Source organism: Streptomyces sp. NPDC013455, from assembly GCF_040632975.1.
GTDB lineage: Bacteria > Actinomycetota > Actinomycetes > Streptomycetales > Streptomycetaceae > Streptomyces.
In genome coordinates, this window is the sequence record NZ_JBEYCX010000003.1 from 1 (window position 1) to 25,671 (window position 25,671).

Sequence of the window (25,671 nt, forward strand, 5' to 3'; positions counted from 1 at the left end):
GTAAGGCTCCCAGTAGACGACTGGGTTGATAGGCCGGATCTGGAAGCACGGTAACGTGTGGAGGTGACCGGTACTAATAGGCCGAGGGCTTGTCCTCAGTTGCTCGCGTCCACTGTGTTGGTTCTGAAACCACGAACAGCCTTCGGTTGTTGATTGTTTCATAGTGTTTCGGTGGTCATAGCGTGAGGGAAACGCCCGGTTACATACCGAACCCGGAAGCTAAGCCTCACAGCGCCGATGGTACTGCAGGGGGGACCCTGTGGGAGAGTAGGACGCCGCCGAACAATCTTTGATAAAGGTCGGATCCTGAACTTCGGTTCGGGGTCCGGCCTTTTTCTGTTGCGCGTAACGTGTCGTTCACGTAGCGGGCACAGCATCCAGGCATGGGAACTGCAGCAATGCTCAGGGCCGCCGGCGTGGGAGTCGGAGACGAGGTCGTCGTGCCGGCCTTCGGGAACGTCGAAGTCGCCAAGGCCGTGACCCTGGCCGGTGCGCTGCCGGTGTTCGCCGACATAGACCCGGTGACCTACTGCCTCGGCCCGGACGCGGTCGAGGCGGCCATAACCCCCCGCACGGCGGCCGTCGTTGCCGTGCACCGCTTCGGACGGCGGGCCGACATCCGACGGCTGTGCGAGCTCGGACAACGGCACGGCGTGCTGGTGCTGGAGCAGGGCGAGTCCGAGGCACCGTACGACGAGATAGCCCAGCGCAGGCAGCGGGCCGCCTATCTCGACGCCAAGCTGAAAGGCGTACGGACGCCGGACGGCGGTGACGGGCACACCTATCAGCAGTACGTCGTGCGCGTGCCGGGGAACGGCCGGCCTGACCGCGACGCGTTCGCCCGCGCCCTGCGCGCCAAGGGAGTTGACTGCCGGGTGCCGGTCAAGACGCCCGTGCACCGGCTGCCGGAGTTCCGGCGGTACGTGTCCCTGCCGGAGACCGAAGTGGCCGCCGACGAGACACTCGCGCTGCCCGTGGACGCCGCGCTGACCAAGCGGGAGATGCAGCACATCGTGTCCGCCTGCAACGCCCTCGGCGGCCTCCTCCAGCCCGCCTTCTGACCGGGCACCGAACGAATTTGGGAACTGGGGCCCGCTCGGGGTACAGTTTCTTCGTCGCCGCGAGGGAAACCTCGAAAACGACAGGCCCCTATAGCTCAGTCGGCAGAGCGTCTCCATGGTAAGGAGAAGGTCAACGGTTCGATTCCGTTTGGGGGCTCCAGCAAAAAGGCCCCACCCTTCCGGGTGGGGTCTTTTTCGTGCTCGCTCACGGCTCCTGGTGGATTCCCGGGACCCGCATCGCCAGAATCGCCATGTCGTCCGACGGGGCGTCCGAGGCGAAGCGCTCCACCGCGCGCATGATGCGCGCCGCGACCGCGCCCGCCGTCAGACCCGTGCACGCCGTGAGGACGTCGGCGAGGCCGTCGTCGCCCAGCATGCGCGTGCCCTCCCGGCGTTCGGTGACGCCGTCCGTGACGCAGAGCAGCACGTCACCAGGGTCGAGGGTGAACGTCTCCTCGTGGAGCTCCAGGTCCTCGATGACGCCCAGCAGCGGCTGCGGTTCGGCAGCGGCCACCACCGTGCCGTCCTGGCGCAGGCGCAGCGGCAGCGGGTGGCCGGCGCAGACCACCTTCAGTTCGGCGCTGCCGTCCTCCTGCGGGCGCAGCTCGCCGTAGAGGAGGGTCAGGAAGCGGCTGCGGTCCCCCTCGTCGAGGATCGCGGAGTTCAGGCGCTCCAGCACGGCCGGGCCGGACAGGCCCTCGCGGGCCAGCAGGCGCAGGGCGTGCCGGGCCAGACCGGTGACCGCCGCCGCGTTCGGGCCCGTACCGCAGACGTCGCCGATGGCGAAGCCGTACGCGCCGTTGCCGATCGGGAAGACGTCGTAGAAGTCGCCGCCGACCTCGTTGCCCTCGCCGGCCGCGCGGTAGATGACCTCGACCTCGACGCCGTCGATCTGCGGCAGGCCGGGCGGGAGCAGGCTGCGCTGGAGGGACTGGCTGATGGCCGTGCGCTCCGAGTACAGCCGGGCGTTGTCCAGGGCGAGGGCGGCCCGGCGGCTCAGGTCCTCGGCGAGTTCCAGGATCTCCTGGCGGAAGTGCTCGTCGGTGGGCTTGCCGAGGGTCAGCATGCCGATGACGCGGTTGCGGGCGACGAGCGGCAGGACGACCGTCTCGCCGCCGACCGCGGAGGCCGTGGCGAGGGTCGGGCCGATGCCGGAGGTGACCTGGTGCGCGGGGCCGCCGGTCAGGCCAAGGCTGCGCATGGAGCTGCGCAGGGCCGCCTGGTGGGCGACCTCGCCCGGGATCGTCCAGACGCGGGCGCCGGGCGTCGGTACCGGGTCCGGCGGGGGGAGCTTCGACAGCAACGACTTGATGCCGTCGATGAGTTCCTCGTCCTCGTGCAGCACGTACGACAGGTACGGCTCGGACGCCTGGTCGGCGATGGTGTACACCGCGCACCAGGTGGCCAGGGTCGGGACCGTCATCTGGGCCATCAGGGCCAGGGTCTGGTCCCGGTCCAGGGTGCCGGCCAGCAGGTCGGACGCCTCGACCAGGAAGCTGAGTGAGCCGCGGCGCAGCCGCTCCAGTTCGCCGAGGCGGGCCGACTCCACGGCCAGCGCGATGCGGTCGGCGGCGAACTGCAGGCGCAGCGCCTCCTCGTTGGTGTAGCGGCCGGGCGCCTCCGCAGCGACGCCGAGGGAGCCGGTGAGCCGGCCCTCCACCTTCAGCGGGACCGTGACCACCGAGCGCATGCCGGTGCCGGCGAGCAGCGGCACGGCGCCGGGGACCGCCACGAGGTCGTCGTGGACGGCGGGCATGCGGGCGGAGCCGTAGCGCCCGGGGCCCGCTTCGACGGGCACGCGCGCGAAGCGCTGCCGGGCGGAGGGCAGGCCGGTGGAGGCGCGGACCTCCAGTTCCGTCTCGTCGTCGGTGGCGAGCAGCAGGAAGGCGGAGTCGCCGTCGAGCATGTCCCGGGCGCGCTCCACCGTGCGCTGGAGCAGGCCGTCGAGGTCGTCGGGGGCGGGGGAGCCGATGAACACCTCGAAGGGGTCGGTGCTCTGTCCGTCGGAGGACGGGGGCTGGTCGCCGGCCGGGACGCGGGGCGGTGTCTGGAGGACGGCGCGCTCGTGGTCGCGGACCAGGAGACAGACGGTGGAGGGCTCGCCTCCGGTGTCGCGGACCCGGAGGTGGGAGGCGTAGACGTGGGCCACGCGGCCGTCGGAGCCGCGGATGCCGTAGGTGCCCTCCCAGCGGGAGAGCTGGAGGGCCTCGGCGATGCCGGTGCCGGTGCCCGGGGTGTGCGGCCAGGCGGCCAGGTCGGTGAGGGGCTTGCCGACGACGTCGGACGCCGGGTAGCCGAACAGTTCCTCCGCGTCCTCGTTCCAGGCGCTGATGGAGCCCTTCCGGTCGACTTGGAGGACGGCGACCCGGATCCGGCCGTCGGCCAGCGGCAGCAGGTCGGCGGGCAGGGCCGGGCCGGCCGCGCGCGTGCCGACCGGGCGTTCGGGCAGGTTGAGCTGGAACCAGACGTTCTTGTGCGTGGGTGTGTAGTCGACACCCCAGCGGGCGGCCAGGGCCGCGCAGAGCTGGAGGCCGCGGCCGCCCTCGCGGTCGGGGCTGCCGATCGCGGTGGCGGAGCTCAGCAGGGGGACCTCGCGCTCCGGGTAGCGGTCGGAGACCTCGACGCGCACGCCGTCCTCGGTGCGCAGGCACAGCACGTCCGCGTGCGTGCCCGCGTGGACGACGGCGTTGGTCACCAGTTCGCTGGTGAGGACGACCGCGTCGTCCACGATGTCGGCGAAGCCCCAGCCCTGGAGGGTGTCGCGGACGAAGGACCGGGCGGTCGCGACCGATCGTCCGACGGGTTCGAAACTGGCGGCCGCGCGCGCGGTGATCACAGAACTCCTCGGCCGGTTGTCGACGTGCAGGGCTGCTCCGCCGGGCGGCTCGTGCCGCTGCTGCGGCATCAGCTCGCCCGTCGGCTGTGGCTCCGGGGGCTGCCCCCCGGGGATCAGTCCGGTGGTCATGTGTCCGGCCGCCCCTCCATGCCCGCTCGTACTCGTGCCACCGCCCAGGCCGGTCGGACCGGTGCGGCTGGACAGCCGCATGCAAGGTTACTTACCTTCGCCGTCCGAGCGGATGCCGGTCGCCGGTGTTTACGCCCCCAGGGTGTGCGGACGATGTGCGAAGCTGCCGAACTGTTATGGCCTGGTTCGGCCGGGGTGAAACACTGGGCAGGCTTCTGACGAAGGTCGGGTCGGCTCGCGTGGGTTCCGTGCAGGGTGGGCAGCAGCCCCTGGTGTGGCCCGATCTCGTCCGACGGAACTACGCAGGAGTAACCGGTACGCGGAAGTAACCGGTATGCCGATGACCGGCACGCCGGGGCCGAAGCGGCCGAGTACAGCAGGAACGGTCTACCCCTCCGGGAGGGACACAGTGGAGTCTGGCGCGGCGACGCGAGGCACGAAGACGCGCGCGAAAGGCGGACCGTCCCTCGGCAGGAGCGGCGGGACCACCGAGGTGGACACGGCTGCCCTGAACCGGCTGCTGGCGGCGCTCGTGTCGATGCGTGACGGCAACTTCCGCAAGCGGCTCACGGTGTCCGGGGACGGCGTGATGTCGGAGATCGCGGCCGTCTTCAACGAGGTGGCGGACCGGAATCTGCATCTGACCGGTGAGCTGTCGCGGGTGCGGCGCATGGTGGGGCGTGAGGGAAAGCTCACGGAGCGGCTGGAGACGGGGGCCTGCGAGGGCTCCTGGGCGACGGCCATCGACCATTCCAACGCGCTCGTGGACGACCTCGTCTGGCCCGTCTCCGAGGTCGGCCGGGTGCTCACGGCGGTCGCCGAGGGCGATCTCTCGCCGCGCATGGAGCTGCGGACGCAGTCGCCGGACGGCGGCACCGGGCATCCGCTGCGGGGTGAGTTCCTCAAGGTCGGCCGTACCGTCAACAACCTGGTCGACCAGTTGTCGACGTTCACGGACGAGGTCACGCGCGTGGCCAGCGAGGTCGGTACCGAGGGCAAGCTCGGCGGGCAGGCCCAGGTGCGCGGTATGTCCGGTTCATGGAAGGACCTGACCGAGTCCGTCAACACGATGGCGGACCGGCTGACCGCCCAGGTGCGGGACATCGCCCTGGTGACCACGGCGGTCGCCAGGGGCGACCTGTCGCGGAAGGTGACCGTCCATGTCGCCGGCGAGATGCTGGAGCTGAAGAACACCGTCAACACGATGGTGGACCAGCTGTCGGCCTTCTCCTCCGAGGTCACGCGGGTGGCCCGGGAGGTGGGCACCGAGGGCATCCTGGGCGGCCGGGCGCAGGTGCCCGAGGTGGCCGGTGTGTGGAAGGAACTGACCGACTCCGTCAACACGATGGCGGGCAACCTGACCGCCCAGGTGCGCGGGATCTCACAGGTCACCACCGCGGTCGCCAACGGTGATCTGTCGCAGAAGGTGACCGTTCCCGCGCGCGGGGAGGTGGCGCAGCTCGCCGAGACGATCAACCAGATGACCGAGACCCTGCGGATCTTCGCGGACGAGGTCACACGCGTGGCGAACGAGGTCGGCGGGGAGGGCCGGCTCGGCGGGCAGGCGAACGTGCCCGGCGCCGCGGGTACCTGGAAGGACCTGACGGACTCCGTCAACACGGTGTTCCGGAACCTGACCACGCAGGTGCGGGACATCGCCGCCGTGACGACCGCGGTGGCCAGCGGCGACCTGTCGCAGAAGGTCACGGTGGACGTGGCCGGCGAGATGCTGGAGCTGAAGAACACCGTCAACGGCATGGTGGACCAGCTGTCGGCGTTCGGTGCCGAGGTGACGCGGGTCGCGCGGGAGATCGGTGTCGAGGGTGAGCTGGGCGGCCAGGCGCAGGTGCCGGGGGCGGCCGGCACCTGGAAGGACCTGACGGACTCCGTGAACACGGCGTTCCGCAACCTCACCGGGCAGGTCCGCAACATCGCCCAGGTGACGACGGCGGTGGCGAACGGTGATCTGTCGCAGAAGGTCACGGTGGACGTGTCCGGCGAGATGCTGCAGCTGAAGAACACCGTGAACACGATGGTGGACCAGCTGTCGAGCTTCGCCGACCAGGTCACGCGGATGGCCCGGGACGTGGGCACCGAGGGCCGGCTGGGCGGTCAGGCCCGGGTGGACGGCGTCTCCGGCACGTGGAAGGAGCTGACGGACTCCGTCAACTTCATGGCCGGCAACCTGACCTCCCAGGTCCGGCAGATCGCCCAGGTGACGACGGCGGTGGCGCGCGGCGACCTGTCGCAGAAGATCGACGTCGACGCGCGCGGCGAGATCCTCGAACTGAAGAACACCATCAACACGATGGTCGACCAGCTGTCCGCCTTCGCCGACCAGGTGACCCGGGTGGCCCGCGACGTGGGTACGGAGGGCCGCCTCGGCGGGCAGGCCCAGGTGCCCGGCGTGGCCGGTGTGTGGCGGGACCTGACCGACTCCGTGAACGGCATGGCCGGGAACCTCACGGCCCAGGTGCGCAACATCGCGCAGGTCGCCACGGCCGTGGCGCGCGGTGACCTCTCCCAGAAGATCACCGTGGACGCCCGCGGGGAGATCCTGGAGCTGAAGAACACCCTGAACACGATGGTGGACCAGCTGTCGTCGTTCGCCCAGGAGGTCACGCGGGTGGCCCGCGAGGTGGGCACGGAGGGCATGCTCGGCGGTCAGGCCGAGGTGCAGGGCGTCTCCGGCACCTGGAAGGACCTCACGCAGTCCGTGAACTTCATGGCGAACAACCTGACCATCCAGGTGCGCAACATCGCCGAGGTCACGACCGCGGTCGCCAAGGGCGACCTGTCGAAGAAGATCACGGTGGACGCGAAGGGCGAGATCCTCGAACTCGTCACGACGGTCAACACCATGGTCGACCAGCTGTCGAGCTTCGCCGAGCAGGTGACCCGGGTGGCCCGTGAAGTGGGCACCGAGGGCATCCTGGGCGGCCAGGCGCACGTACCGGGCGTGACCGGTATCTGGAAGGACCTCAGCAACAACGTCAACCTGATGGCCAACAACCTGACCATGCAGGTGCGGAACATCTCGCAGGTGGCCGCGGCCGTCGCCAACGGTGACCTGACCCGGCAGGTGACGATCGAGGCGCGCGGTGAGGTCGCCCAGCTCGCCGACACCATCAACACCATGGTGAAGACGCTCAGTTCGTTCGCCGACCAGGTCACCAAGGTGGCCCGCGAGGTGGGTACGGACGGCATCCTGGGCGGGCAGGCGCACGTACCGGGTGTGGCCGGCACCTGGAAGGACCTGACCGAGTCGGTGAACCAGATGGCGTCGAACCTGACCGGCCAGGTGCGCAACATCGCCATGGTCACCACGGCCATCGCCAAGGGTGACCTGACGAAGAAGATCGACATCGACGCCCGCGGTGAGATCCTCGAACTGAAGACGACGATCAACACGATGGTCGACCAGCTGTCCAGCTTCGCCGAGGAGGTCACGCGAGTGGCCCGCGAGGTGGGTACGGAAGGCCAGCTGGGCGGTCAGGCCCGGGTGCGGGACGTCGACGGAACCTGGCGCGACCTCACCGAGTCCGTGAACGAGATGGCCGGCAACCTGACCCGGCAGGTGCGTGCCATCGCGCGCGTGGCGACCGCGGTGACCCGCGGCGACCTGAACCTGAAGATCGACGTCGACGCCTCCGGCGAGATCCAGGAGTTGCAGGACTACATCAACAAGATGATCGCGAACCTGCGCGACACCACGATCGCCAACAAGGAGCAGGACTGGCTCAAGGGCAACCTGGCCCGGATCTCCGCGCTCATGCAGGGCCGCCGGGACCTGGAGGACGTGGCCTCGCTGATCATGAGCGAGCTGACGCCGGTGGTGTCCGCGCAGCACGGCGCGTTCTTCCTGGCGATGCCGCTCGCCGAGGGCAAGGACGTCGGCGGCGGGCCGGACGCCTACGAGCTGCGGATGCTGGGCTCGTACGGCTACTCGATGGGGTCCATGCCGACGTCGTTCCGGCCCGGTGAGGCGCTGATCGGCACGGCCGCCCAGGAGAAGCGCACGATCCTGGTGGACAACGCCCCCAGCGGCTACCTGAAGATCTCCTCCGGGCTCGGCGAGGCCCCGCCCGCGCAGGTGATCGTGTTGCCGGTGCTGTTCGAGGGCAAGGTGCTCGGCGTGATCGAGCTGGCGTCGTTCACGCCGTTCACGCACATCCAGAAGGACTTCCTCAACCAGATCGCCGAGATGATCGCGACGAGCGTCAACACCATCTCGGTCAACACCAAGACCGAACAGCTGCTCAAGCAGTCGCAGGAGCTGACCGAGCAGCTGCGGGAGCGGTCGGCCGAGTTGGAGAACCGGCAGAAGGCGCTGCAGGCCTCCAACGCCGAGCTGGAGGAGAAGGCCGAGCTGCTGGCCCGGCAGAACCGGGACATCGAGGTGAAGAACACCGAGATCGAGGAGGCCCGGCAGGTCCTGGAGGAGCGTGCCGAGCAGCTCGCCGTGTCGATGCGCTACAAGAGCGAGTTCCTCGCCAACATGTCGCACGAGCTGCGCACGCCGCTCAACTCGCTGCTGATCCTGGCGAAGCTGCTGGCCGACAACGCCGAGGGCAACCTGTCGCCGAAGCAGGTGGAGTTCGCCGAAACGATCCACGGGGCGGGTTCCGACCTGCTCCAGCTGATCAACGACATCCTGGACCTGTCCAAGGTCGAGGCGGGCAAGATGGACGTCTCCCCGACGCGTATCGCCCTCGTCCAGCTGGTGGACTACGTGGAGGCCACCTTCCGGCCGCTGACCGCGGAGAAGGGCCTGGACCTGTCCGTACGCGTCTCCCCGGAGCTGCCGGCCACCTTGCACACCGACGAGCAGCGGCTGCTCCAGGTGCTGCGCAACCTGCTGTCCAACGCGGTGAAGTTCACCGACTCCGGATCGGTGGAGCTGGTGATCCGGCCCGCCGGTGCGGGTGTGCCGCCGACCATCAGGGAGCAGCTGCTGGAGGCCGGTTCGCTGGCCGACCCGAACGGCGAGCTGATCGCGTTCTCGGTGACCGACACCGGTATCGGCATCGCGGCCAGCAAGATGCGCGTGATCTTCGAGGCGTTCAAGCAGGCGGACGGCACCACCAGCCGCAAGTACGGCGGTACCGGTCTGGGCCTGTCGATCTCGCGGGAGATCGCGCAGCTGCTCGGCGGTGAGATCCACGCGCAGAGCGAACCGGGCCGCGGCTCGACGTTCACGCTCTACCTGCCGCTGTACCCGAGCGAGCTGCCGCCGCAGGGGTACCAGCAGTCGGTGCCCGCGCTGGAGGCGGGCGACCTGGTCGCCTCCGAGGCGCACCTGTCCACGGAGCTGTCCGCGGCGGAGATCGAGACGCCGGCCGAGGTGAAGTCGTACCAGGAGACGCAGAACGGTGCCGCAGCGCTCTTCAGGCGCCGGCGGCGGACCCGGCCCGAGGAGGTGCAGCGCTCCGAGCCGTGGGTCGGGGGCGTCGAACAGGAGAGCGCGCCGCAGCCCGGCCGCGCGGTGCGGTTCGGCGGCGAGAAGGTGCTGATCGTCGACGACGACATCCGCAACGTGTTCGCGCTCACCAGCGTCCTGGAGCAGCACGGTCTGTCGGTGCTGTACGCGGAGAACGGCCGTGAGGGCATCGAGGTGCTGGAACAGCACGAGGACGTGGCCGTCGTCCTGATGGACATCATGATGCCCGAGATGGACGGGTACGCTACGACCACGGCGATCCGCCGCATGCCGCAGTTCGCGGGGCTGCCGATCATCGCGCTCACCGCGAAGGCGATGAAGGGCGACCGGGAGAAGGCGATCGAGTCGGGTGCCTCCGACTATGTCACCAAGCCGGTCGACCCGGATCACCTGCTGTCGGTGATGCGACAGTGGATGGCCGTGGAGTGATCGCGGGGGCACGGAGGCGGGTGTGGCCGGATCGGGCGCGCGCCTCACGGGAACCTCTGGCGTGCCCGGGGAGTTGCTGCATGATGAAGGCCGGCACCGGGTGGGAATGCGAGATTCCGGGAACCTTCCGGCGTCCCGCCGCGTTTCCGCTACGTGCACAGTGACATCACGGTGACAGGGTGTGGCGACGAGCGGGGTGCGGCTACGATGACCGGCACAAGGACGGGCGGCGAAAGGGAGTCGTCCCCTGGGGCGGCGCCCGGTGTACCGCCGGGGCGAGGAGGGCGGGCCATGGTGCAGAAGGCCAAGATCCTCCTGGTCGATGACCGGCCGGAGAATCTGCTGGCGCTGGAGGCCATCCTCTCTGCGCTCGATCAGACGCTGGTGCGGGCATCGAGCGGGGAGGAAGCGCTCAAAGCGCTGCTCACGGACGATTTCGCGGTCATTCTGCTGGACGTCCAGATGCCGGGCATGGACGGGTTCGAGACCGCCGCGCACATCAAGCGGCGCGAGCGCACCCGGGACATCCCGATCATCTTCCTCACGGCGATCAACCACGGCCCGCACCACACCTTCCGCGGCTATGCGGCGGGCGCGGTGGACTACATCTCCAAGCCGTTCGACCCGTGGGTGCTGCGCGCGAAGGTCTCGGTCTTCGTCGAGCTGTACATGAAGAACTGCCAGCTGCGCGAGCAGGCGGCGCTGCTGCGGCTCCAGTTGGAGGGCGGCGGCAAGGGCGGGGTCGCCGGCAAGGAGTCGGCCGGGCTGCTCGCCGAGCTCTCCGCGCGGCTCGCGGCCGTCGAGGAGCAGGCGGAGGCGCTGTCCAAGCAGCTGGACGACGACTCGGCGGACGCCGCGGCGGTGGCCACGGCGGCGCATCTGGAGCGCAAACTCACCGGATTGCGCCGGGCGCTCGACGCCCTGGAGCCGGGCACGGGCGGCAGCGCCTCGGTGCCCTCGCAGAACTGACGCGGGCCGGCACCGCAGTTGCCGATGAACGTGCGTCAGTTCCGTGCCCCGGCAAGCACGACACGAACGGGTGAAGCCGTGGGCACGCGTGTCCACTGTCGCCTCCACCGGTAACCTCACACCCATGGCCTCACGTCCCTCCGCAGCCAAGAAGCAGCCCGCCAAGAAGGCGGCGGCTCCCGCGAAGGCTCCGGCGAAGAAGGCCGTCGCGAAGAAAGCCCCGGCCAGGAAGGCGCCCGCCAAGAAGGCCGCGGTCAGGAAGCCCGCGCCCGCGAAGCCGGCACCCAGCCCCACCGGGGGCGTGTACCGGCTCCTGCGCGCCCTCTGGCTCGGCCTCGCGCACGCCGTCGGCGCCGTCTTCCGCGGCATAGGGCAGGGCGCGAAGAACCTCGACCCGGCCCACCGCAAGGACGGCGTCGCGCTGCTGCTGTTCGCGCTCGCGCTGATCGTCGCCGCCGGGACCTGGGCGGACCTCCAGGGGCCCGTCGGCGAGCTGGTGGAGATCCTGGTCACCGGCGCCTTCGGCCGCCTCGACCTGCTGGTGCCGATACTGCTCGCGGTGATCGCCGTACGGTTCGCCCGGCACCCGGAGAAGCCGGAGGCCAACGGGCGGATCGTGATCGGCCTGTCCGCGCTCGTCGTCGGCGTGCTCGGGCAGGTCCACATCGCTTGCGGCTCGCCCGCGCGCAGCGCCGGCATGCAGGGCATAAGGGACGCCGGCGGTCTGATCGGCTGGGCGTCGGCCACCCCGCTGACGTACACCATGACCGACGTGCTCGCCGTACCCATGCTGGTGCTGCTGACGGTCTTCGGGCTGCTCGTGGTGACCGCCACCCCGGTCAACGCCGTCCCGCAGCGGCTGCGGCTGCTCGGCGTGCACCTGGGCGTGCTGCCCGACCGCGACGACCGGTTCGCGGCGGACGGCGAGGGCTACGGCGAGGGCTACGGCGAGGGCTACGGCGAGGGCGACGACGAACAGTGGCGCGGGGCGACACCCGTGCGCCCCCGCCGGCGCTCCGGCGCACCGCCGGCGTACGACCCGGACGGAGCCGAGGAAGAGGCCCTCTCGCAGCGCCGGGGACGCCCCAGGCGCTCCGCGGTGCCCCAGCCGGACCCCCGCCGGCCGCTGGACGCCGTGGACGTCGCCGCGGCCGCCGCCGCCGCGCTCGACGGCGCCGTCCTGCACGGGATGCCGCCGTCCCCGCTCGTCGCCGACCTCACCCAGGGGGTCGCCGCCGGCGAGCGTGAGGACACCACCCCGGTGCCCACGCCGGCGCCCGCGCCCGCCTCCCCGCCCGCGCCCGCGTCCACCCCGTCACCGGTCCCGGCCCCGGCCGCACGCCCCCGGCAGGAGAAGGCCCAGGGCGGGACCGTGCCCGACCTGACCAAGAAGACCCCCGAGGAGCCCCGCGACCTGCCCGCGCGCGCGGAGCAGCTCCGGCTGTCCGGCGACATCACCTACGCGCTGCCCTCCCTGGACCTGCTCCACCGCGGCGGACCCGGCAAGGCGCGCAGCGCCGCCAACGACGCCGTCGTCGCCTCGCTCACCCAGGTCTTCACCGAGTTCAAGGTCGACGCGGCCGTCACCGGCTTCACCCGCGGCCCGACGGTCACCCGCTACGAGGTCGAGCTCGGCCCCGCCGTGAAGGTCGAGCGGATCACCGCGCTGACCAAGAACATCGCGTACGCGGTGGCCAGCCCCGACGTGCGGATCATCAGCCCGATCCCGGGCAAGTCCGCGGTGGGTATCGAGATCCCGAACACCGACCGGGAGATGGTCAACCTCGGCGACGTGCTGCGCCTCGCGGAGTCCGCGGAGGACGACGACCCGATGCTGGTCGCCTTCGGCAAGGACGTCGAGGGCGGGTACGTCATGCACTCGCTGGCGAAGATGCCGCACATGCTGGTCGCCGGCGCCACCGGCTCCGGCAAGTCGTCCTGCATCAACTGTCTGATCACCTCGGTGATGATGCGGGCGACACCGGAGGACGTCCGGATGATCCTGGTCGACCCCAAGCGCGTCGAGCTGACCGCCTACGAGGGCATCCCGCACCTGATCACGCCGATCATCACCAACCCCAAGCGGGCCGCCGAGGCGCTGCAGTGGGTGGTCCGCGAGATGGACCTCAGGTACGACGACCTGGCCGCCTACGGGTACCGGCACATCGACGACTTCAACCGCGCGGTGCGCGAGGGCAAGGTGAAGCCGCCCGAGGGCAGCGAGCGGGAGCTCCAGCCGTACCCGTACCTGCTGGTGATCGTGGACGAGCTGGCCGACCTGATGATGGTCGCCCCACGGGACGTCGAGGATGCGATCGTGCGCATCACCCAGCTCGCGCGCGCGGCCGGCATCCACCTGGTGCTCGCCACCCAGCGCCCGTCGGTCGACGTGGTCACCGGCCTCATCAAGGCCAACGTGCCCTCCCGGCTGGCCTTCGCGACCTCCTCGCTGGCCGACTCCCGGGTCATCCTCGACCAGCCCGGCGCCGAGAAGCTGATCGGCAAGGGCGACGGGCTGTTCCTGCCGATGGGGGCGAACAAGCCGACCCGTATGCAGGGCGCCTTCGTCACCGAGGAGGAGGTCGCGGCCGTCGTCCGGCACTGCAAGGAGCAGATGGCGCCCGTCTTCCGCGACGACGTCACCGTGGGCACCAAGCAGAAGAAGGAGATCGACGAGGACATCGGCGACGACCTGGACCTGCTGTGCCAGGCGGCCGAGCTGGTCGTCTCCACCCAGTTCGGGTCGACGTCCATGCTCCAGCGCAAGCTGCGCGTCGGCTTCGCCAAGGCCGGCCGGCTCATGGACCTCATGGAGTCGCGCAACATCGTCGGACCCAGCGAGGGCTCCAAGGCACGTGACGTTCTCGTGAAGCCCGACGAGCTGGACGGTGTGCTCGCCGTGATCCGCGGGGAGTCGGAGGGGTGAGGGACGAAGGGCCGTTCGACGGAAGTCGGTTACGCCGGGTGGCCGCATCACCGTGATGCACCCGTTAGGGACCGGTGAGCAACCGTTTCCCTTGGTCGTACGTCCAGTTGGGCGAGAGGACAGGTAGGCGCCCCATCATGGGGTACCTGCCTGTCATGTGAGCGGAATGTCGGGCCATTCCGTTGGCGTACAAAGTCCTACCGCCCGGTTGCCCCACCCTTTCGTACCCCCCCTAGACTGAGCTTCCAGCACAGGTGGCTACACGCTCGAAAGGCGCCCCCGTGTCCATCGGCAACTCCCCTGAAGACGAGCGTCCGTTCCCAGACGAGTCCCAGGAAGCCCGTCCCTCCGTGGGCCGCATGCTCCAGCAGGCGCGGATCGCGGCCGGGCTCACCGTGGACGATGTCAGCAGCGCCACTCGTGTCCGTATCGCCATCGTGCACGCCATCGAAGCGGACGACTTCGCCCCCTGCGGCGGCGACGTCTACGCCCGGGGGCACATCCGCACGCTGGCCAGGGCCGTCCGCCTCGACCCCGAGCCGCTGATCGCCCGGTACGACGCCGAGCACGGCGGCCGTCCCGCGCCCACCCCCGCCGCACCCCTGTTCGAAGCCGAGCGGATCCGGCCCGAGCGGCGCGGCCCGAACTGGACCGCGGCGATGGTCGCCGCGATCGTCGTCGTGATCGGGTTCGTCGGGTTCACCGCCTTCAAGGGCGGCGACGACTCCGGCGACGCGAAGTCGCAGCTCGCCGAGGGCGGCACGCCCGTCGTGAGCAAGTCGGCCTCGCCGAAGCCGACCAAGGAGAAGCCCGCCAAGCCGACCGGCGAGCCCTCCGACAGCGCCATCGCCGCCGCGCCCCAGGACAAGGTGACCGTCCAGGTCAGCGCGCCCAACGGACGCAGCTGGATCTCGGCCAAGGACCACAACGGCCGGATGCTCTTCGACGGGCTGCTGAAGAAGGGCCAGTCCAAGACCTTCCAGGACAGCTCCAAGATCAACCTGATCCTCGGGGACGCGGGCGCGATCGAGCTGTACGTCAACGGCAAGAAGATCGAGGACACCTTCCGGCCCGGCTCGGTGGAACGCCTCACCTACACGAAGGGCGACCCGGTGGCGGGCTGACCGGCCGTACGCGGCGGAGACGCGTACGCGGGATGTGACGGAGTCGGCCGCGATCGGCCAACCCCGTCGACGTGGGCTGTCCGTGGGACGAAGTAGTCTTGAGCCCATGCCTGAACGCCGTACCGTCGCACTCGTCACTCTCGGCTGCGCTCGTAACGAGGTGGATTCCGAGGAGCTCGCAGGCCGTTTGGAGGCGGACGGCTGGCAGCTCGTCGAGGACGCCGCGGACGCCGACGTCGCCGTGGTCAACACCTGTGGCTTCGTGGAGGCCGCCAAGAAGGACTCCGTCGACGCCCTGCTGGAAGCCAACGATCTCAAGGGCCACGGGAGAACCCAGGCCGTCGTGGCGGTGGGCTGCATGGCCGAGCGGTACGGCAAGGAGCTGGCCGAGGCGCTGCCCGAGGCCGACGGCGTCCTCGGCTTCGACGACTACTCGGACATCTCCGACCGCCTGCAGACCATCCTGTCCGGCGGCGTCCACGCCTCGCACACCCCGCGCGACCGGCGCAAGCTGCTGCCGATCAGCCCGGCCGAGCGCCAGGAGTCGGCCGCGGCGGTGGCGCTGCCCGGCCACGGGCCGGCCGACCTCCCGGAGGGTGTGGCCCCCGCCTCGGGCCCGCGCGCGCCGCTGCGCCGCCGCCTGGACGGCTCCCCGGTCGCCTCGGTCAAGCTGGCCTCGGGCTGCGACCGGCGCTGCTCCTTCTGCGCCATCCCGTCCTTCCGCGGCTCCTTCATCTCCCGCCGCCCCGCCGACGTCCTCAACGAGGCGCGCTGGCTGGCCGAGCAGGGCGTGAAGGAGATCATGCTGGTCTCCGAGAACAACACCTCCTACGGCAAGGACCTGGGCGACATCCGCCTGCTGGAGTCCCTCCTGCCGGAGCTGGCCGGGGTCGACGGCATCGAGCGGGTGCGGGTGAGCTACCTCCAGCCCGCCGAGATGCGCCCGGGCCTGATCGACGTGCTGACCTCGACGCCGAAGGTCGCCCCGTACTTCGACCTGTCCTTCCAGCACTCCGCGCCGAACGTGCTGCGCGCCATGCGCCGCTTCGGTGACACCGACCGCTTCCTGGAACTGCTCGACACCATCCGGAACAAGGCGCCCGAGGCCGGCGTGCGCTCCAACTTCATCGTCGGCTTCCCCGGCGAGTCGGAGGCGGACCTGGCCGAGCTGGAGCGCTTCCTGAACGGCGCCCGGCTCGACGCCATCGGTGTCTTCGGCTACTCCGACGAGGAGGGCACGGAGGCGGCGACCTACGACGGCAAGCTGGCCGAGGACGTCGTCGCCGAGCGGCTGGCGCACATCTCCCGGCTCGCCGAGGAACTCGTCGCCCAGCGCGCCGAGGAGCGCGTCGGCGAGACCCTGCGGGTCCTGGTGGAGTCCGTGGACGAGGAGGAGGGCGTCCACGGCCGCGCCGCGCACCAGGCGCCGGAGACCGACGGCCACGTGCTGCTCACGAGCGGCGCGGGCCTGACCGTGGGACGTATGGTCGAGGCGAAGGTGGTCGGCACCGAAGGTGTCGACCTGGTCGCCGAGCCGCTGACCGGCTCGCTCGCGTGTAGTGAGGAGGCGGGCAGATGACCGGAGTCCCGGCATCCGCCGCGGGCGGCTCCTCCGGCGCGCACGGCGCCGTGGGTTCCGCCGCCGCTGCCGACGGAGCCCGGTCCGAGGTCTCCGGTCCCGCCGAGGGCGAGGCCACGACTCCCGAGGGCGGCGGCAAGCCCGCGCGCGGCGGGAAGATCGCGGCCGCGGCCGTCAACCAGGCCAGCGTCTGGAACGTCGCCAATCTGCTGACGATGCTCCGGCTGCTCCTCGTGCCCGGCTTCGTGGCGCTGATGCTGGCGGGCGGTGGCTACGACCCGGCCTGGCGCTCGCTGGCCTGGGCCTCCTTCGCCGTCGCCATGATCACCGACCTGTTCGACGGGCATCTGGCGCGCACCTACAACCTGGTCACGGACTTCGGGAAGATCGCCGACCCCATCGCTGACAAGGCGATCATGGGGGCGGCGCTCATCTGTCTGTCCGCCCTGGGTGACCTGCCGTGGTGGGTGACGGCCGTGATCCTGGGCCGGGAGCTCGGCATCACCCTGCTGCGCTTTCTGGTCATTCGCTACGGCGTGATCCCGGCCAGCCGGGGCGGCAAGCTGAAGACGCTCACCCAGGGCGTGGCCGTCGGGATGTACGTCCTGGCGCTGACGGGCTGGCTGGCCACCGCGCGGTTCTGGGTGATGGCCGTGGCGGTCGTCCTGACCGTCGTCACCGGCCTCGACTACGTAAGACAGGCCATTGTGCTGCGCCGTAGGGGAATCGCCGAGCGCGCGGCGGCGTTGGAGGAGAAGGAAGCGTGAGTTCCGCGGCCACCGAAGTGGTGCGACTACTGACCGTGAGGGGCGAGACCCTCGCCGTCGCGGAGTCGCTGACCGGTGGCCTCGTGGCGGCGGAGATCACCGGGGTACCCGGAGCGTCCAAGGTGTTCCGGGGCTCGGTCACCGCCTACGCCACCGAACTGAAGCACGAGCTGCTGGATGTCGACGCCACCCTGCTGGCCCAGCGCGGAGCGGTGGATCCGCAGGTCGCGGGCGAGATGGCGGCCGGAGTGCGAAAGGCTCTGGGGGCCGACTGGGGCATCGCGACCACCGGTGTCGCGGGTCCCGAGCCGCAGGACGGCAAGCCCGTCGGGACGGTTTTCGTGGCCGTCGAGGGCCCTTCGACGGCCCGGAGTGGTTCTGCCGGTGGCGGAAAAGTCGAGGCTCTGCGGTTGAACGGCAGCCGTGCGGAAATTCGTATGGAGAGTGTACGGAGCGTACTCGCAGTGCTCTTGGAGCAGCTGGCGGGCGAACAGACTGGGAATGAGCGGGCACAGGATACGGAACGGAACGGGGGGTTTTGATGTTTGCAGCCCTGAGTGAACACGACATCGCTCCCCGCACGGCCGCGGCGCAAGGCGGTACGGTGGGGCGAGAAGGATGCGGCTACGCGGTCCGAGGAGGGAGCCACCGATGATTCTGCTCCGTCGCCTGCTGGGTGACGTGCTGCGTCGGCAGCGCCAACGCCAGGGCCGTACTCTGCGCGAAGTCTCCTCGTCCGCCCGAGTCTCACTCGGCTATCTCTCCGAGGTGGAGCGGGGGCAGAAGGAGGCTTCCTCCGAGCTGCTCGCCGCCATCTGCGACGCGCTGGACGTACGGATGTCGGAACTCATGCGAGAAGTGAGCGACGAGCTGGCTCTCGCCGAGCTGGCCCAGTCCGCCGCGGCCACCGAACCCGTGCCCACGCCGGTCCGGCCGATGCTGGGTTCCGTGTCGGTGACCGGCGTGCCACCGGAACGGGTGACCATCAAGGCGCCCGCGGAGGCGGTGGACGTGGTCGCCGCGTGAGGTCCGCGCGCGCGGCCTGACGACCCGAGACGAGTACGAGGCCCCGGCCGGCTTTCCAGGCAGACCTGGAGAGTCCGGCCGGGGCCTCTTCTTTGCCGGTTTCGGCCGGGGCCTGTTCTTTGCCGGTTTCTTCGCCGGTCGGCCGGGTGCCCGGAATGCGCCCGTTTGCCGGTGCCCGGTGGTGCGGTCATGGTGGGAGGGATGTGACGGCTCGGAGCACCGGAGGAAACGGATGTACGTCGTGAAGAGCTCGTTGGCCGACGCGGACCTGAAGACCGTGTCCGAGGCGATGCAGGGTGCCCTGGTCGATCTCGTGGACCTGTCCCTGGTCGCCAAACAGATCCACTGGAACATCGTCGGTCCCCGCTTCCGCTCCATCCACCTCCAGCTCGACGAGGTCGTCGCCTCCGCCCGCGCCCACTCCGACACGGTGGCCGAACGAGCCTCGGCGCTGGGCGTACCGCCGGACGGGCGCGCCGCCACGGTGGCCTCCGCCAGCGGCATCAAGGCCGTCCCGACGGGGTGGGTCAAGGACGTGGACGCGGTCGGGGCGATGGTGGACGCGCTTGGCGCGGTGATCACCCGGATGCGGGAGCGCGTGGCCGCAACCGGGGAGCCGGACCCGGTCTCCCAGGACATACTCATCGGGATCACCGCGGACCTGGAGAAGCATCACTGGATGTTCCAGGCGGAGAACGCGTAGCAGGCGCGGCGGGGGACCGGTTCCCCGGTGCATCGGTGAGCCCGTGGTGCGCCTCCCGTGCGGGACAGGCGACGGTCTAGCGTCCGGCTGGAGGTGGTGGCGGGCATGGTGGGGCGGATAGTGCGCGGGGGGCTCGCGCTCGGCCTGGGGGCTCTGTGGTGGTGGACCGTGCTCCGGCTGCTCGCGGGCGCGGACCCGGGAGTGGTGGAAGGCGTCGTCGTGGCCGGCGGCTGGGGGGTGAGCCTGCTGCCGGTGCACTGCATACCCGAGAGGCGCGCGATCGGGGCCGTGCGGCCGGGGCGCTGGCTTGCGGCCTGGCGGGCGGGTGACACCACCGGGGCGGCATCACCACACCCCCGTTCGGGCGAAGTGTCCGAGCCGTCGTGAACGCGGACGCGTCCGGCGCCGGACACGGCACGGGGTGTGTGATGTCGTCCGGGCTGCTCGCGACGTGAGTGGTCAGCCGGTGCCGCGGGGATAGCGGTCGCGCCAGCGTTGGGCCGTGCCCGGCGCGGGCGCCGGTCCCGTCTGGCAGGTGGGGCACCAGTACGTGGGGCGCTCCTGGAAACCGTCGCCCTGGTCGGCCACCCGGACGGGGGTCCGGCAGCGCAGGCACGGGCGGGGTGCGCGGCCGTAGACGAACAGGTCGTACTGGTGCAGGCCGGTGGTCTGCCGGACCGGGCGTTCGCGGTTCGCCTCCAGGAGCCGCTTGGCCAGGAGGGGCAGCTTCTCGGCGCGGTCCGCGGGGAGCGCGCCGGCCGGCAGCCAGGGGGTCACACCGAGCAGGAAGCACAGCTCGCTCTTGTAGACGTTGCCGATGCCGGCCAGATTGCGCTGGTCGAGCAGGGCCTCGCCGAGCGGGCGGGCGGGGTCCGCGAGCACGTTGGCCAGGGCGCGCCGCGGGTCCCAGTCGGGGCCGAGCAGATCGGGGCCGAGATGACCGACGATGCGCTCCTCCTCCGTCGTGCGCAGCAGCTCCAGTACCTGGAGGCGGTAGCCGACGGCCGTGCGGTCCGGCGTGCCGAGGACCGCACGGATCTGGTACGCCGGTCCGCCCCGCCAGCGCTCGCCCGTGCCGAAGACCTTCCATGCGCCCTCCATCCGCAGATGGGTGTGCAGGGTCAGACCGCCCTCGAAGCGGGTGAGCAGGTGCTTGCCGCGCGGGATGGTGCTCAGCACCCTGCGGCCGGTCAGGTCGACCGTCGCGTACTTCGGCACCCGGAAGTCGCTCACGGTCAGCGCCTTGCCCGCGAGGGCCTCGTGCAGCCGCCGCGCGGCCTGCCAGACCGTGTCACCTTCGGGCATGTGTCCAGGGTGCCATGGGGGGCATGGGTGCCGGTGCCCGTGCCCGTGCCCGTGCCCGTGCCGGTGCCGGTGCCGGTGCCCGTGCCGGTGCCGGTGCCGGGGCCGGAGCCCGGGCGGGGGCCGGGTGCGGCCGGGCGCCGGTCACGCCCTCAGACGCAGGCCGCGGGGGGTCGCCACGAAGCCCGCCGCCTCCAGCAGGGCGCCGATGGGGGACGTCAGTGCCTGGCCGCCGTTGATCCGCTCCACCGTGACCGTGCCGAGCGAGCCCGCGCGGGCCGCGGCGGCCAGCGCCTCGGCGGCCGTACGGAGGCGGGGGTCGTCGGTCGCGGCGGTGTCCGCGGTGACGGGCCAGGCCAGCAGCGTCTTGCCGCCGCGCTCCATGTACAGCGTCAGCTCGCCCTCCACCAGGACGACCAGTGAGCCGGCCTTGCGGCCCGGCTTGTGCCCGGCTCCGGTCGGCGGCTCCGGCCACGGGAGGGCGGAGCCGTAGGCGTTCGCCGGATCGGCGGCGGCCAGGACCACGGCACGGGGGTCGGGGGCGGCGGAACCCGCGCGGCCGTTGCCGTAGCCGCGGTGCCGGGCGGGGCCGTAGGCGGAACCCGCGCCATAGGGAGGGGACGGACTGTAGGAGGAACCCGGGCCGTAGGGAGGGGACGGACTGTAGGAGGAACCCGGGCCGTAGGGTGAGCCCGGACCGTAGGAGGGGTTCGAGCCGTGGGCGGCGGTGCCGCCTCCGCGCGGGCCGCCGTAGCCGGGTGAGGCGAACGGGTCGGCCGGGCCGCGCGGTGAGACGCGGTCGCCGTCGGCGGTGGGGTGGTCCTCCGGCGGCCAGGTGAAGTCGCCGTCCAGGCCGGGGTGGGCCAAGCCGCCGTCCGCCCCGTCGAAGGCGTCCGGAGCGGAGTGGCCGTGCGGGGCGCCGCCGGAGCCGCCGAACGGGTCGGCGTACCCCGGCTCGCCGAATCCGGCTGCGGCTCCGGCACCGAACCCGGCTGTGGTCCCGGCATCGAATCCGGCATCGAAGCCGGCCCCGGCACCGAATCCGTCTCCGGCGCCGGTGCCGGCGGAACCGCTGGTCGGGGCCGCGGCCGGCAGGCCCTCGGTGCGCTCGCGGGCGTTCGCCACCGCGCGGAGGCGGTCCACCGCGCCGTCCATGGCGAACTGGGCCGCACCCAGACCCTCGACCACGTAACCGCGCCGGGCCTGCCCGCTCTCCTCGAAGGCCGACAGCACCCGGTACACCGCGGAGAAGCCGCCCTCGACGCCCTCCGCGGCGACCGCGCCCCGGGTGACCACGCCGTGCCGGTCCAGCAGCGTGCGGGCCAGCGCGTGCGCGCGCACGGTGGCGTCCGGCTCCACCGCGGGCAGCAGGGACCAGCGGCCGGCCACGGTCGGCGGGCCGGTACGGGAAGCGGTGCGCGCGGCGGCCGTCAGGGACCCGTAGCGTCCGCGCGGGACGGCGCGCTTGGCGCGGTGGGCGGTCGATCCCGCCGTGCGGCCCGAGCCCAGCAGGGCCCGCATCGGCGCGAGTGTGTCGTTGGTGAGCCGGCCCGACCAGGCCAGGTCCCACAGGGCGTCGGCCAGGTGCGGGTCGGTGGCGTCGGGGTGGGTGGTGGCGCGGACCTGGTCGGCGATCTGCCGGAAGAACAGGCCGTAGCCGCCGGAAAGGGCGTCGAGGACGGACTGGTGAAGCGGGGTCAGCTCCAGCGGGTGCGGCGGTGGGAGCAGCAGCGGGGCCGCGTCCGCCAGATAGAGCGAGACCCAGCCGTCCTTGCCGGGCAGGGCGCCCGCGCCGGCCCAGACGACCTCGCCCGCGGCCGTCAGCTCGTCGAGCATCGAGGGTGTGTAGCCGGCCACGCGCGACGGCAGGACCAGCTTCTCCAGCGCCGACGCCGGCACCGAGGCACCCTGCAGCTGCTCGACCGCACGCACCAGTCCGTCGACGCCGCGCAGCCCGTGGCCCCGGCCGATGTGCTGCCACTGCGGCAGGAACTGCGCGAGCGCGGCGGGCGGCACCGGCTCCAGCTCGTGCCGCAGGGCCGCCAGGGAGCGGCGGCGCAGCCGGCGCAGTACGGCGGCGTCGCACCACTCCTGGCCGATGCCCGCCGGGTGGAACTCGCCCTGGACGACCCGGCCGGCCGCGGCCAGCCGCTGCAGGGCACCCTCGGTGACCGCCACGCCCAGGCCGAAGCGGGCGGCCGCCGTCGCCGACGTGAACGGGCCGTGCGTGCGGGCGTACCGCGCGAGGAGGTCGCCCAGCGGGTCCTTGACCGGCTCGGTGAACGCTTCCGGGACGCCGACCGGCAGCGCCGTGCCGAGCGCGTCGCGCAGCCGGCCCGCGTCCTCGACGGCCGCCCAGTGGCCGGCCCCCGCGATCCGGACCTTGATGGCGCGGCGGGCCCCGGCCAGCTCCGGCGCCCACTGCGGATCCGCGCCCCGCGCGACCAGTTCGGCGTCGGTCAGCGGGCCGAGCAGCCGGAGCACGTCGGCGACGCCCTCCACGTCCTTGATCCGGCGGTCCTCCGTGAGCCACTGGAGTTCGCGCTCCAGCTCGGTCAGGACCTCGGCGTCGAGCAGTTCGCGCAGCTCCGCCTGGCCCAGCAGCTCGGCCAGCAGCCGGGAGTCCAGGGACAGCGCGGCCGCCCGGCGCTCGGCCAGCGGGGAGTCGCCCTCGTACAGGAACTGGGCGACGTACCCGAAGAGCAGGGAACGGGCGAACGGGGACGGCTCCGGGGTGGTGACCTCGACCAGGCGCACCCTGCGGGACTCGATGTCGCCCATCAGCTCGGTCAGCCCGGGGACGTCGAAGACGTCCTGCAGGCATTCCCGCACCGCCTCCAGGACGATCGGGAAGGAGCCGAACTCGCTCGCCACCTGGAGCAGCTGGGCCGCCCGCTGGCGCTGCTGCCACAGCGGCGTGCGCTTGCCCGGGTTGCGGCGCGGCAGCAGCAGCGCGCGGGCGGCGCACTCACGGAACCGGGAGGCGAACAGCGCCGAGCCGCCGACCTGGTCGGTGACGATCTGGTCCACCTCGCCCTTCTCGAACGCGACGTCCGCCGCGCCGACCGGGGCCTGCTCGCCGTCGTACTCCGCGCCGGCCTTCACCGGCTCCCGGTCGAGCAGGTCCAGGCCCATCAGGTCGGCGTCGGGCAGGCGCAGCACGATGCCGTCGTCGGCGTGCATGACCTGGGCGTCCATGCCGTACCGCTCGGACAGCCGGGCGCCGAGGGCGAGCGCCCAGGGGGCGTGGACCTGGGCGCCGAAGGGGGAGTGCACGACGACCCGCCAGTCGCCCAGCTCGTCCCGGAAGCGCTCCACGACGATCGTCCGGTCGTCCGGCACATGGCCGCACGCCTCGCGCTGCTCGTCCAGGTACGACAGCACGTTGTCCGCCGCCCAGGCGTCCAGGCCCGCCGCCAGCAGGCGCAGCCGGGCGTCGTCCCTGGACAGCGAGCCCACCTCGCGCAGGAACGCGCCCACCGCGCGGCCCAGCTCCAGGGGACGGCCCAGCTGGTCGCCCTTCCAGAACGGCAGCCGGCCCGGCACACCGGGGGCGGGGGAGACCAGGACCCGGTCGCGGGTGATGTCCTCGATGCGCCAGGAACTCGTGCCCAGCGTGAAGACGTCGCCCACCCGGGACTCGTACACCATCTCCTCGTCCAGCTCGCCGACCCGGCCACCGCCCTTCTTGGGGTCGGAACCGGCGAGGAAGACGCCGAACAGGCCACGGTCGGGAATCGTGCCGCCGGAGGTGACGGCGAGGCGCTGGGCGCCCGGGCGGCCGGTGATCTCACCGGTGACGCGGTCCCACACCACGCGCGGGCGCAGCTCCGCGAACGCGTCCGACGGGTAGCGTCCGGCAAGCATGTCCAGCGTCGCCGTGAACGCCGACTCGGGCAGCGAGGCGAACGGGGCCGCGCGGCGGACCAGGGCCAGCAGGTCGTCGAACTGCCAGGTGTCCAGCGCCGTCATGGCGACCAGCTGCTGGGCGAGCACGTCCAGCGGGTTCGCGGGCACCCGCAGGGACTCGATCGCGCCCGAGCGCATCCGCTCGGTGACCACGGCCGCCTGGACGAGGTCGCCCCGGTACTTCGGGAAGACGACACCGGTGGAGACGGCGCCCACCTGGTGGCCCGCGCGGCCCACGCGCTGGAGCCCGGAGGCGACCGAGGGCGGGGACTCGACCTGGACGACTAGGTCCACGGCCCCCATGTCGATGCCCAGCTCCAGGCTGGAGGTGGCCACCACCGCGGGCAGCCGGCCGGCCTTCAGGTCCTCCTCCACCAGGGCGCGCTGTTCCTTGGAGACCGACCCGTGGTGCGCGCGGGCGATCACCGGGGGCGCGCCCTGGGCCGCGCCGGAGCCGCCCATCAGCTGGGCCGGGGAGTGGTGCTCGTCCAGGGTCTCGCCGGTCGCCCGCTCGTACGCGATCTCGTTGAGCCGGTTGCACAGCCGCTCCGCGAGGCGGCGGGAGTTGGCGAACACGATCGTGGACCGGTGGGACTGCACCAGGTCCGCGATCCGCTCCTCCACGTGCGGCCAGATCGACGGCCGCTCCGCGCCCTCGGCGGCGTCGGCGGCCGGGGCGCCGCCCAGCTCGCCCATGTCCTCGACCGGGACGACCACGGAGAGGTCGAACTCCTTGCCGGACTCCGGCTGGACGATCTCCACCTTGCGGCGCGGGGACAGGTACCGGGCCACCTCGTCCACCGGGCGCACGGTCGCCGACAGTCCGATCCGGCGGGCCGGCTTCGGCAGCAGCTCGTCCAGCCGCTCCAGGGACAGCGCGAGGTGCGCCCCGCGCTTGGTGCCCGCGACCGCGTGCACCTCGTCCAGGATCACCGTCTCCACGCCCGTGAGCGCGTCGCGCGTGGCCGAGGTCAGCATCAGGAACAGCGACTCGGGGGTGGTGATCAGGATGTCCGGCGGGCGCGTGGACAGGGCGCGGCGCTCGGCGGCCGGGGTGTCACCGGAGCGGATGCCGACCCTGACCTCGGGCTCGGGCAGGCCGAGACGCACGGACTCCTGCCGGATCCCCGTCAGCGGGCTGCGCAGATTGCGCTCGACGTCGACCGCCAGCGCCTTCAGCGGGGACACGTACAGCACCCGGCAGCGCTTCTTCGGGTCGGCCGGGGGCGGGGCCGAGGCCAGCTGGTCCAGGGCGGCGAGGAACGCGGCGAGCGTCTTGCCCGAGCCGGTCGGGGCGACCACCAGCACGTCCGAGCCCTCCCGGATGGCCTGCCACGCGCCCGCCTGGGCCGCGGTGGGCGCGGAGAACGCCCCCGTGAACCAGCCGCGGGTCGCGGGGGAGAAGCCGTCGAGAGCTCGATGCGCGGAGCTGACCATGCGTCCATCCTGCACCCGACCACTGACAATCGTC

Annotated in this window: 14 protein-coding genes, 1 tRNA gene and 2 rRNA genes; 14 read left to right on the forward strand and 3 right to left on the reverse strand. The window is 71.7% G+C overall.

Features of this window, described 5'->3' with window-relative positions:
* The 4 genes from ABZ576_RS06690 to ABZ576_RS06705 form a co-directional block, all read left to right on the forward strand.
* Positions 1-97: ribosomal RNA gene (locus tag ABZ576_RS06690) — 23S ribosomal RNA — on the forward strand; the annotation flags it as partial.
* A gap of 70 nt (positions 98-167) precedes the next feature.
* A 5S ribosomal RNA gene (gene rrf, locus ABZ576_RS06695) occupies positions 168-284 on the forward strand.
* A 114-nt stretch (positions 285-398) separates the two neighbouring features.
* Entirely contained in the window at positions 399-1,061 is a 663-nt protein-coding gene (locus tag ABZ576_RS06700) for a DegT/DnrJ/EryC1/StrS family aminotransferase (RefSeq protein WP_360737612.1), read from the forward strand.
* A gap of 84 nt (positions 1,062-1,145) precedes the next feature.
* A tRNA-Thr gene (locus ABZ576_RS06705) sits at positions 1,146-1,221 on the forward strand.
* Between the two features lie 45 nt (positions 1,222-1,266).
* Here the strand turns inward: ABZ576_RS06705 and ABZ576_RS06710 are convergent.
* Positions 1,267-4,026, reverse strand: a complete 2,760-nt coding sequence (locus ABZ576_RS06710) for a SpoIIE family protein phosphatase (RefSeq protein ID WP_360736693.1) — start codon at positions 4,024-4,026, stop codon at positions 1,267-1,269.
* Positions 4,027-4,435: 409 nt separating this feature from the next.
* Here ABZ576_RS06710 and ABZ576_RS06715 point away from each other — a divergent pair, with 409 nt between their 5' ends.
* The 10 genes from ABZ576_RS06715 (at position 4,436) to ABZ576_RS06760 (ending at position 19,376) form a co-directional block, all read left to right on the forward strand.
* Complete coding sequence (locus tag ABZ576_RS06715; protein WP_360736695.1) at positions 4,436-9,895, forward strand: HAMP domain-containing protein; 5,460 nt, start codon at positions 4,436-4,438, stop codon at positions 9,893-9,895.
* 291 nt (positions 9,896-10,186) lie between these two features.
* Positions 10,187-10,864: a response regulator gene (locus tag ABZ576_RS06720; RefSeq protein ID WP_360736698.1), complete on the forward strand. Its 678-nt coding sequence runs from the start codon at positions 10,187-10,189 to the stop codon at positions 10,862-10,864.
* Positions 10,865-10,988: 124 nt separating this feature from the next.
* Positions 10,989-13,790: a DNA translocase FtsK gene (locus tag ABZ576_RS06725; protein ID WP_360736700.1), complete on the forward strand. Its 2,802-nt coding sequence runs from the start codon at positions 10,989-10,991 to the stop codon at positions 13,788-13,790.
* A 281-nt stretch (positions 13,791-14,071) separates the two neighbouring features.
* A complete protein-coding gene (locus tag ABZ576_RS06730; protein ID WP_360736703.1) occupies positions 14,072-14,914 on the forward strand; it encodes a RodZ domain-containing protein in 843 nt (280 codons plus the stop codon).
* A gap of 106 nt (positions 14,915-15,020) precedes the next feature.
* Positions 15,021-16,493 (forward strand): 30S ribosomal protein S12 methylthiotransferase RimO, encoded by a 1,473-nt coding sequence (gene rimO, locus ABZ576_RS06735; RefSeq protein ID WP_360736705.1) that lies wholly within the window; start codon positions 15,021-15,023, stop codon positions 16,491-16,493.
* Positions 16,490-17,260 carry a CDP-diacylglycerol--glycerol-3-phosphate 3-phosphatidyltransferase gene (pgsA, locus tag ABZ576_RS06740; protein WP_360736708.1) on the forward strand — a complete coding sequence of 257 codons (771 nt, stop codon included), beginning with the start codon at positions 16,490-16,492 and terminating at the stop codon, positions 17,258-17,260. The genes rimO and pgsA overlap by 4 nt, the downstream gene beginning before the upstream one ends.
* Positions 17,257-17,802 carry a CinA family protein gene (locus ABZ576_RS06745; protein ID WP_360736711.1) on the forward strand — a complete coding sequence of 182 codons (546 nt, stop codon included), beginning with the start codon at positions 17,257-17,259 and terminating at the stop codon, positions 17,800-17,802. Before pgsA ends, ABZ576_RS06745 begins: the two co-directional genes overlap by 4 nt.
* 109 nt (positions 17,803-17,911) lie before the next feature.
* Positions 17,912-18,286, forward strand: coding sequence for a helix-turn-helix transcriptional regulator (locus ABZ576_RS06750; RefSeq protein ID WP_053666341.1), 375 nt, complete (start codon positions 17,912-17,914; stop codon positions 18,284-18,286).
* A gap of 232 nt (positions 18,287-18,518) precedes the next feature.
* Complete coding sequence (locus tag ABZ576_RS06755) at positions 18,519-18,989, forward strand: DNA starvation/stationary phase protection protein (protein ID WP_360736714.1); 471 nt, start codon at positions 18,519-18,521, stop codon at positions 18,987-18,989.
* A 105-nt stretch (positions 18,990-19,094) separates the two neighbouring features.
* Positions 19,095-19,376 carry a hypothetical protein gene (locus tag ABZ576_RS06760; protein ID WP_360736716.1) on the forward strand — a complete coding sequence of 94 codons (282 nt, stop codon included), beginning with the start codon at positions 19,095-19,097 and terminating at the stop codon, positions 19,374-19,376.
* Between the two features lie 72 nt (positions 19,377-19,448).
* On the opposite strand, the gene ABZ576_RS06765 is transcribed toward ABZ576_RS06760, so the two are convergent.
* Positions 19,449-20,294, reverse strand: coding sequence for a DNA-formamidopyrimidine glycosylase family protein (locus ABZ576_RS06765; protein ID WP_360736718.1), 846 nt, complete (start codon positions 20,292-20,294; stop codon positions 19,449-19,451).
* Positions 20,295-20,435: 141 nt separating this feature from the next.
* Positions 20,436-25,637, reverse strand: a complete 5,202-nt coding sequence (locus ABZ576_RS06770; RefSeq protein ID WP_360736720.1) for an ATP-dependent helicase — start codon at positions 25,635-25,637, stop codon at positions 20,436-20,438.
* Positions 25,638-25,671 lie beyond the last annotated feature (34 nt).

What these genes read in the sequence shown, in the direction of transcription:
- ABZ576_RS06755 (WP_360736714.1), top strand. Translation starts at nt 18,519, where the DNA reads ATGTACGTCGTGAAGAGCTCGTTGGCCGACGCGGACCTGAAGACCGTG.
- ABZ576_RS06720 (WP_360736698.1), top strand. Translation starts at nt 10,187, where the DNA reads ATGGTGCAGAAGGCCAAGATCCTCCTGGTCGATGACCGGCCGGAGAAT.
- ABZ576_RS06710 (WP_360736693.1), bottom strand. Translation starts at nt 4,026, where the DNA reads ATGACCACCGGACTGATCCCCGGGGGGCAGCCCCCGGAGCCACAGCCG.
- ABZ576_RS06750 (WP_053666341.1), top strand. Translation starts at nt 17,912, where the DNA reads ATGATTCTGCTCCGTCGCCTGCTGGGTGACGTGCTGCGTCGGCAGCGC.
- ABZ576_RS06765 (WP_360736718.1), bottom strand. Translation starts at nt 20,294, where the DNA reads ATGCCCGAAGGTGACACGGTCTGGCAGGCCGCGCGGCGGCTGCACGAG.
- pgsA (WP_360736708.1), top strand. Translation starts at nt 16,490, where the DNA reads ATGACCGGAGTCCCGGCATCCGCCGCGGGCGGCTCCTCCGGCGCGCAC.
- ABZ576_RS06725 (WP_360736700.1), top strand. Translation starts at nt 10,989, where the DNA reads ATGGCCTCACGTCCCTCCGCAGCCAAGAAGCAGCCCGCCAAGAAGGCG.
- ABZ576_RS06700 (WP_360737612.1), top strand. Translation starts at nt 399, where the DNA reads ATGCTCAGGGCCGCCGGCGTGGGAGTCGGAGACGAGGTCGTCGTGCCG.
- ABZ576_RS06760 (WP_360736716.1), top strand. Translation starts at nt 19,095, where the DNA reads ATGGTGGGGCGGATAGTGCGCGGGGGGCTCGCGCTCGGCCTGGGGGCT.
- ABZ576_RS06770 (WP_360736720.1), bottom strand. Translation starts at nt 25,637, where the DNA reads ATGGTCAGCTCCGCGCATCGAGCTCTCGACGGCTTCTCCCCCGCGACC.
- rimO (WP_360736705.1), top strand. Translation starts at nt 15,021, where the DNA reads ATGCCTGAACGCCGTACCGTCGCACTCGTCACTCTCGGCTGCGCTCGT.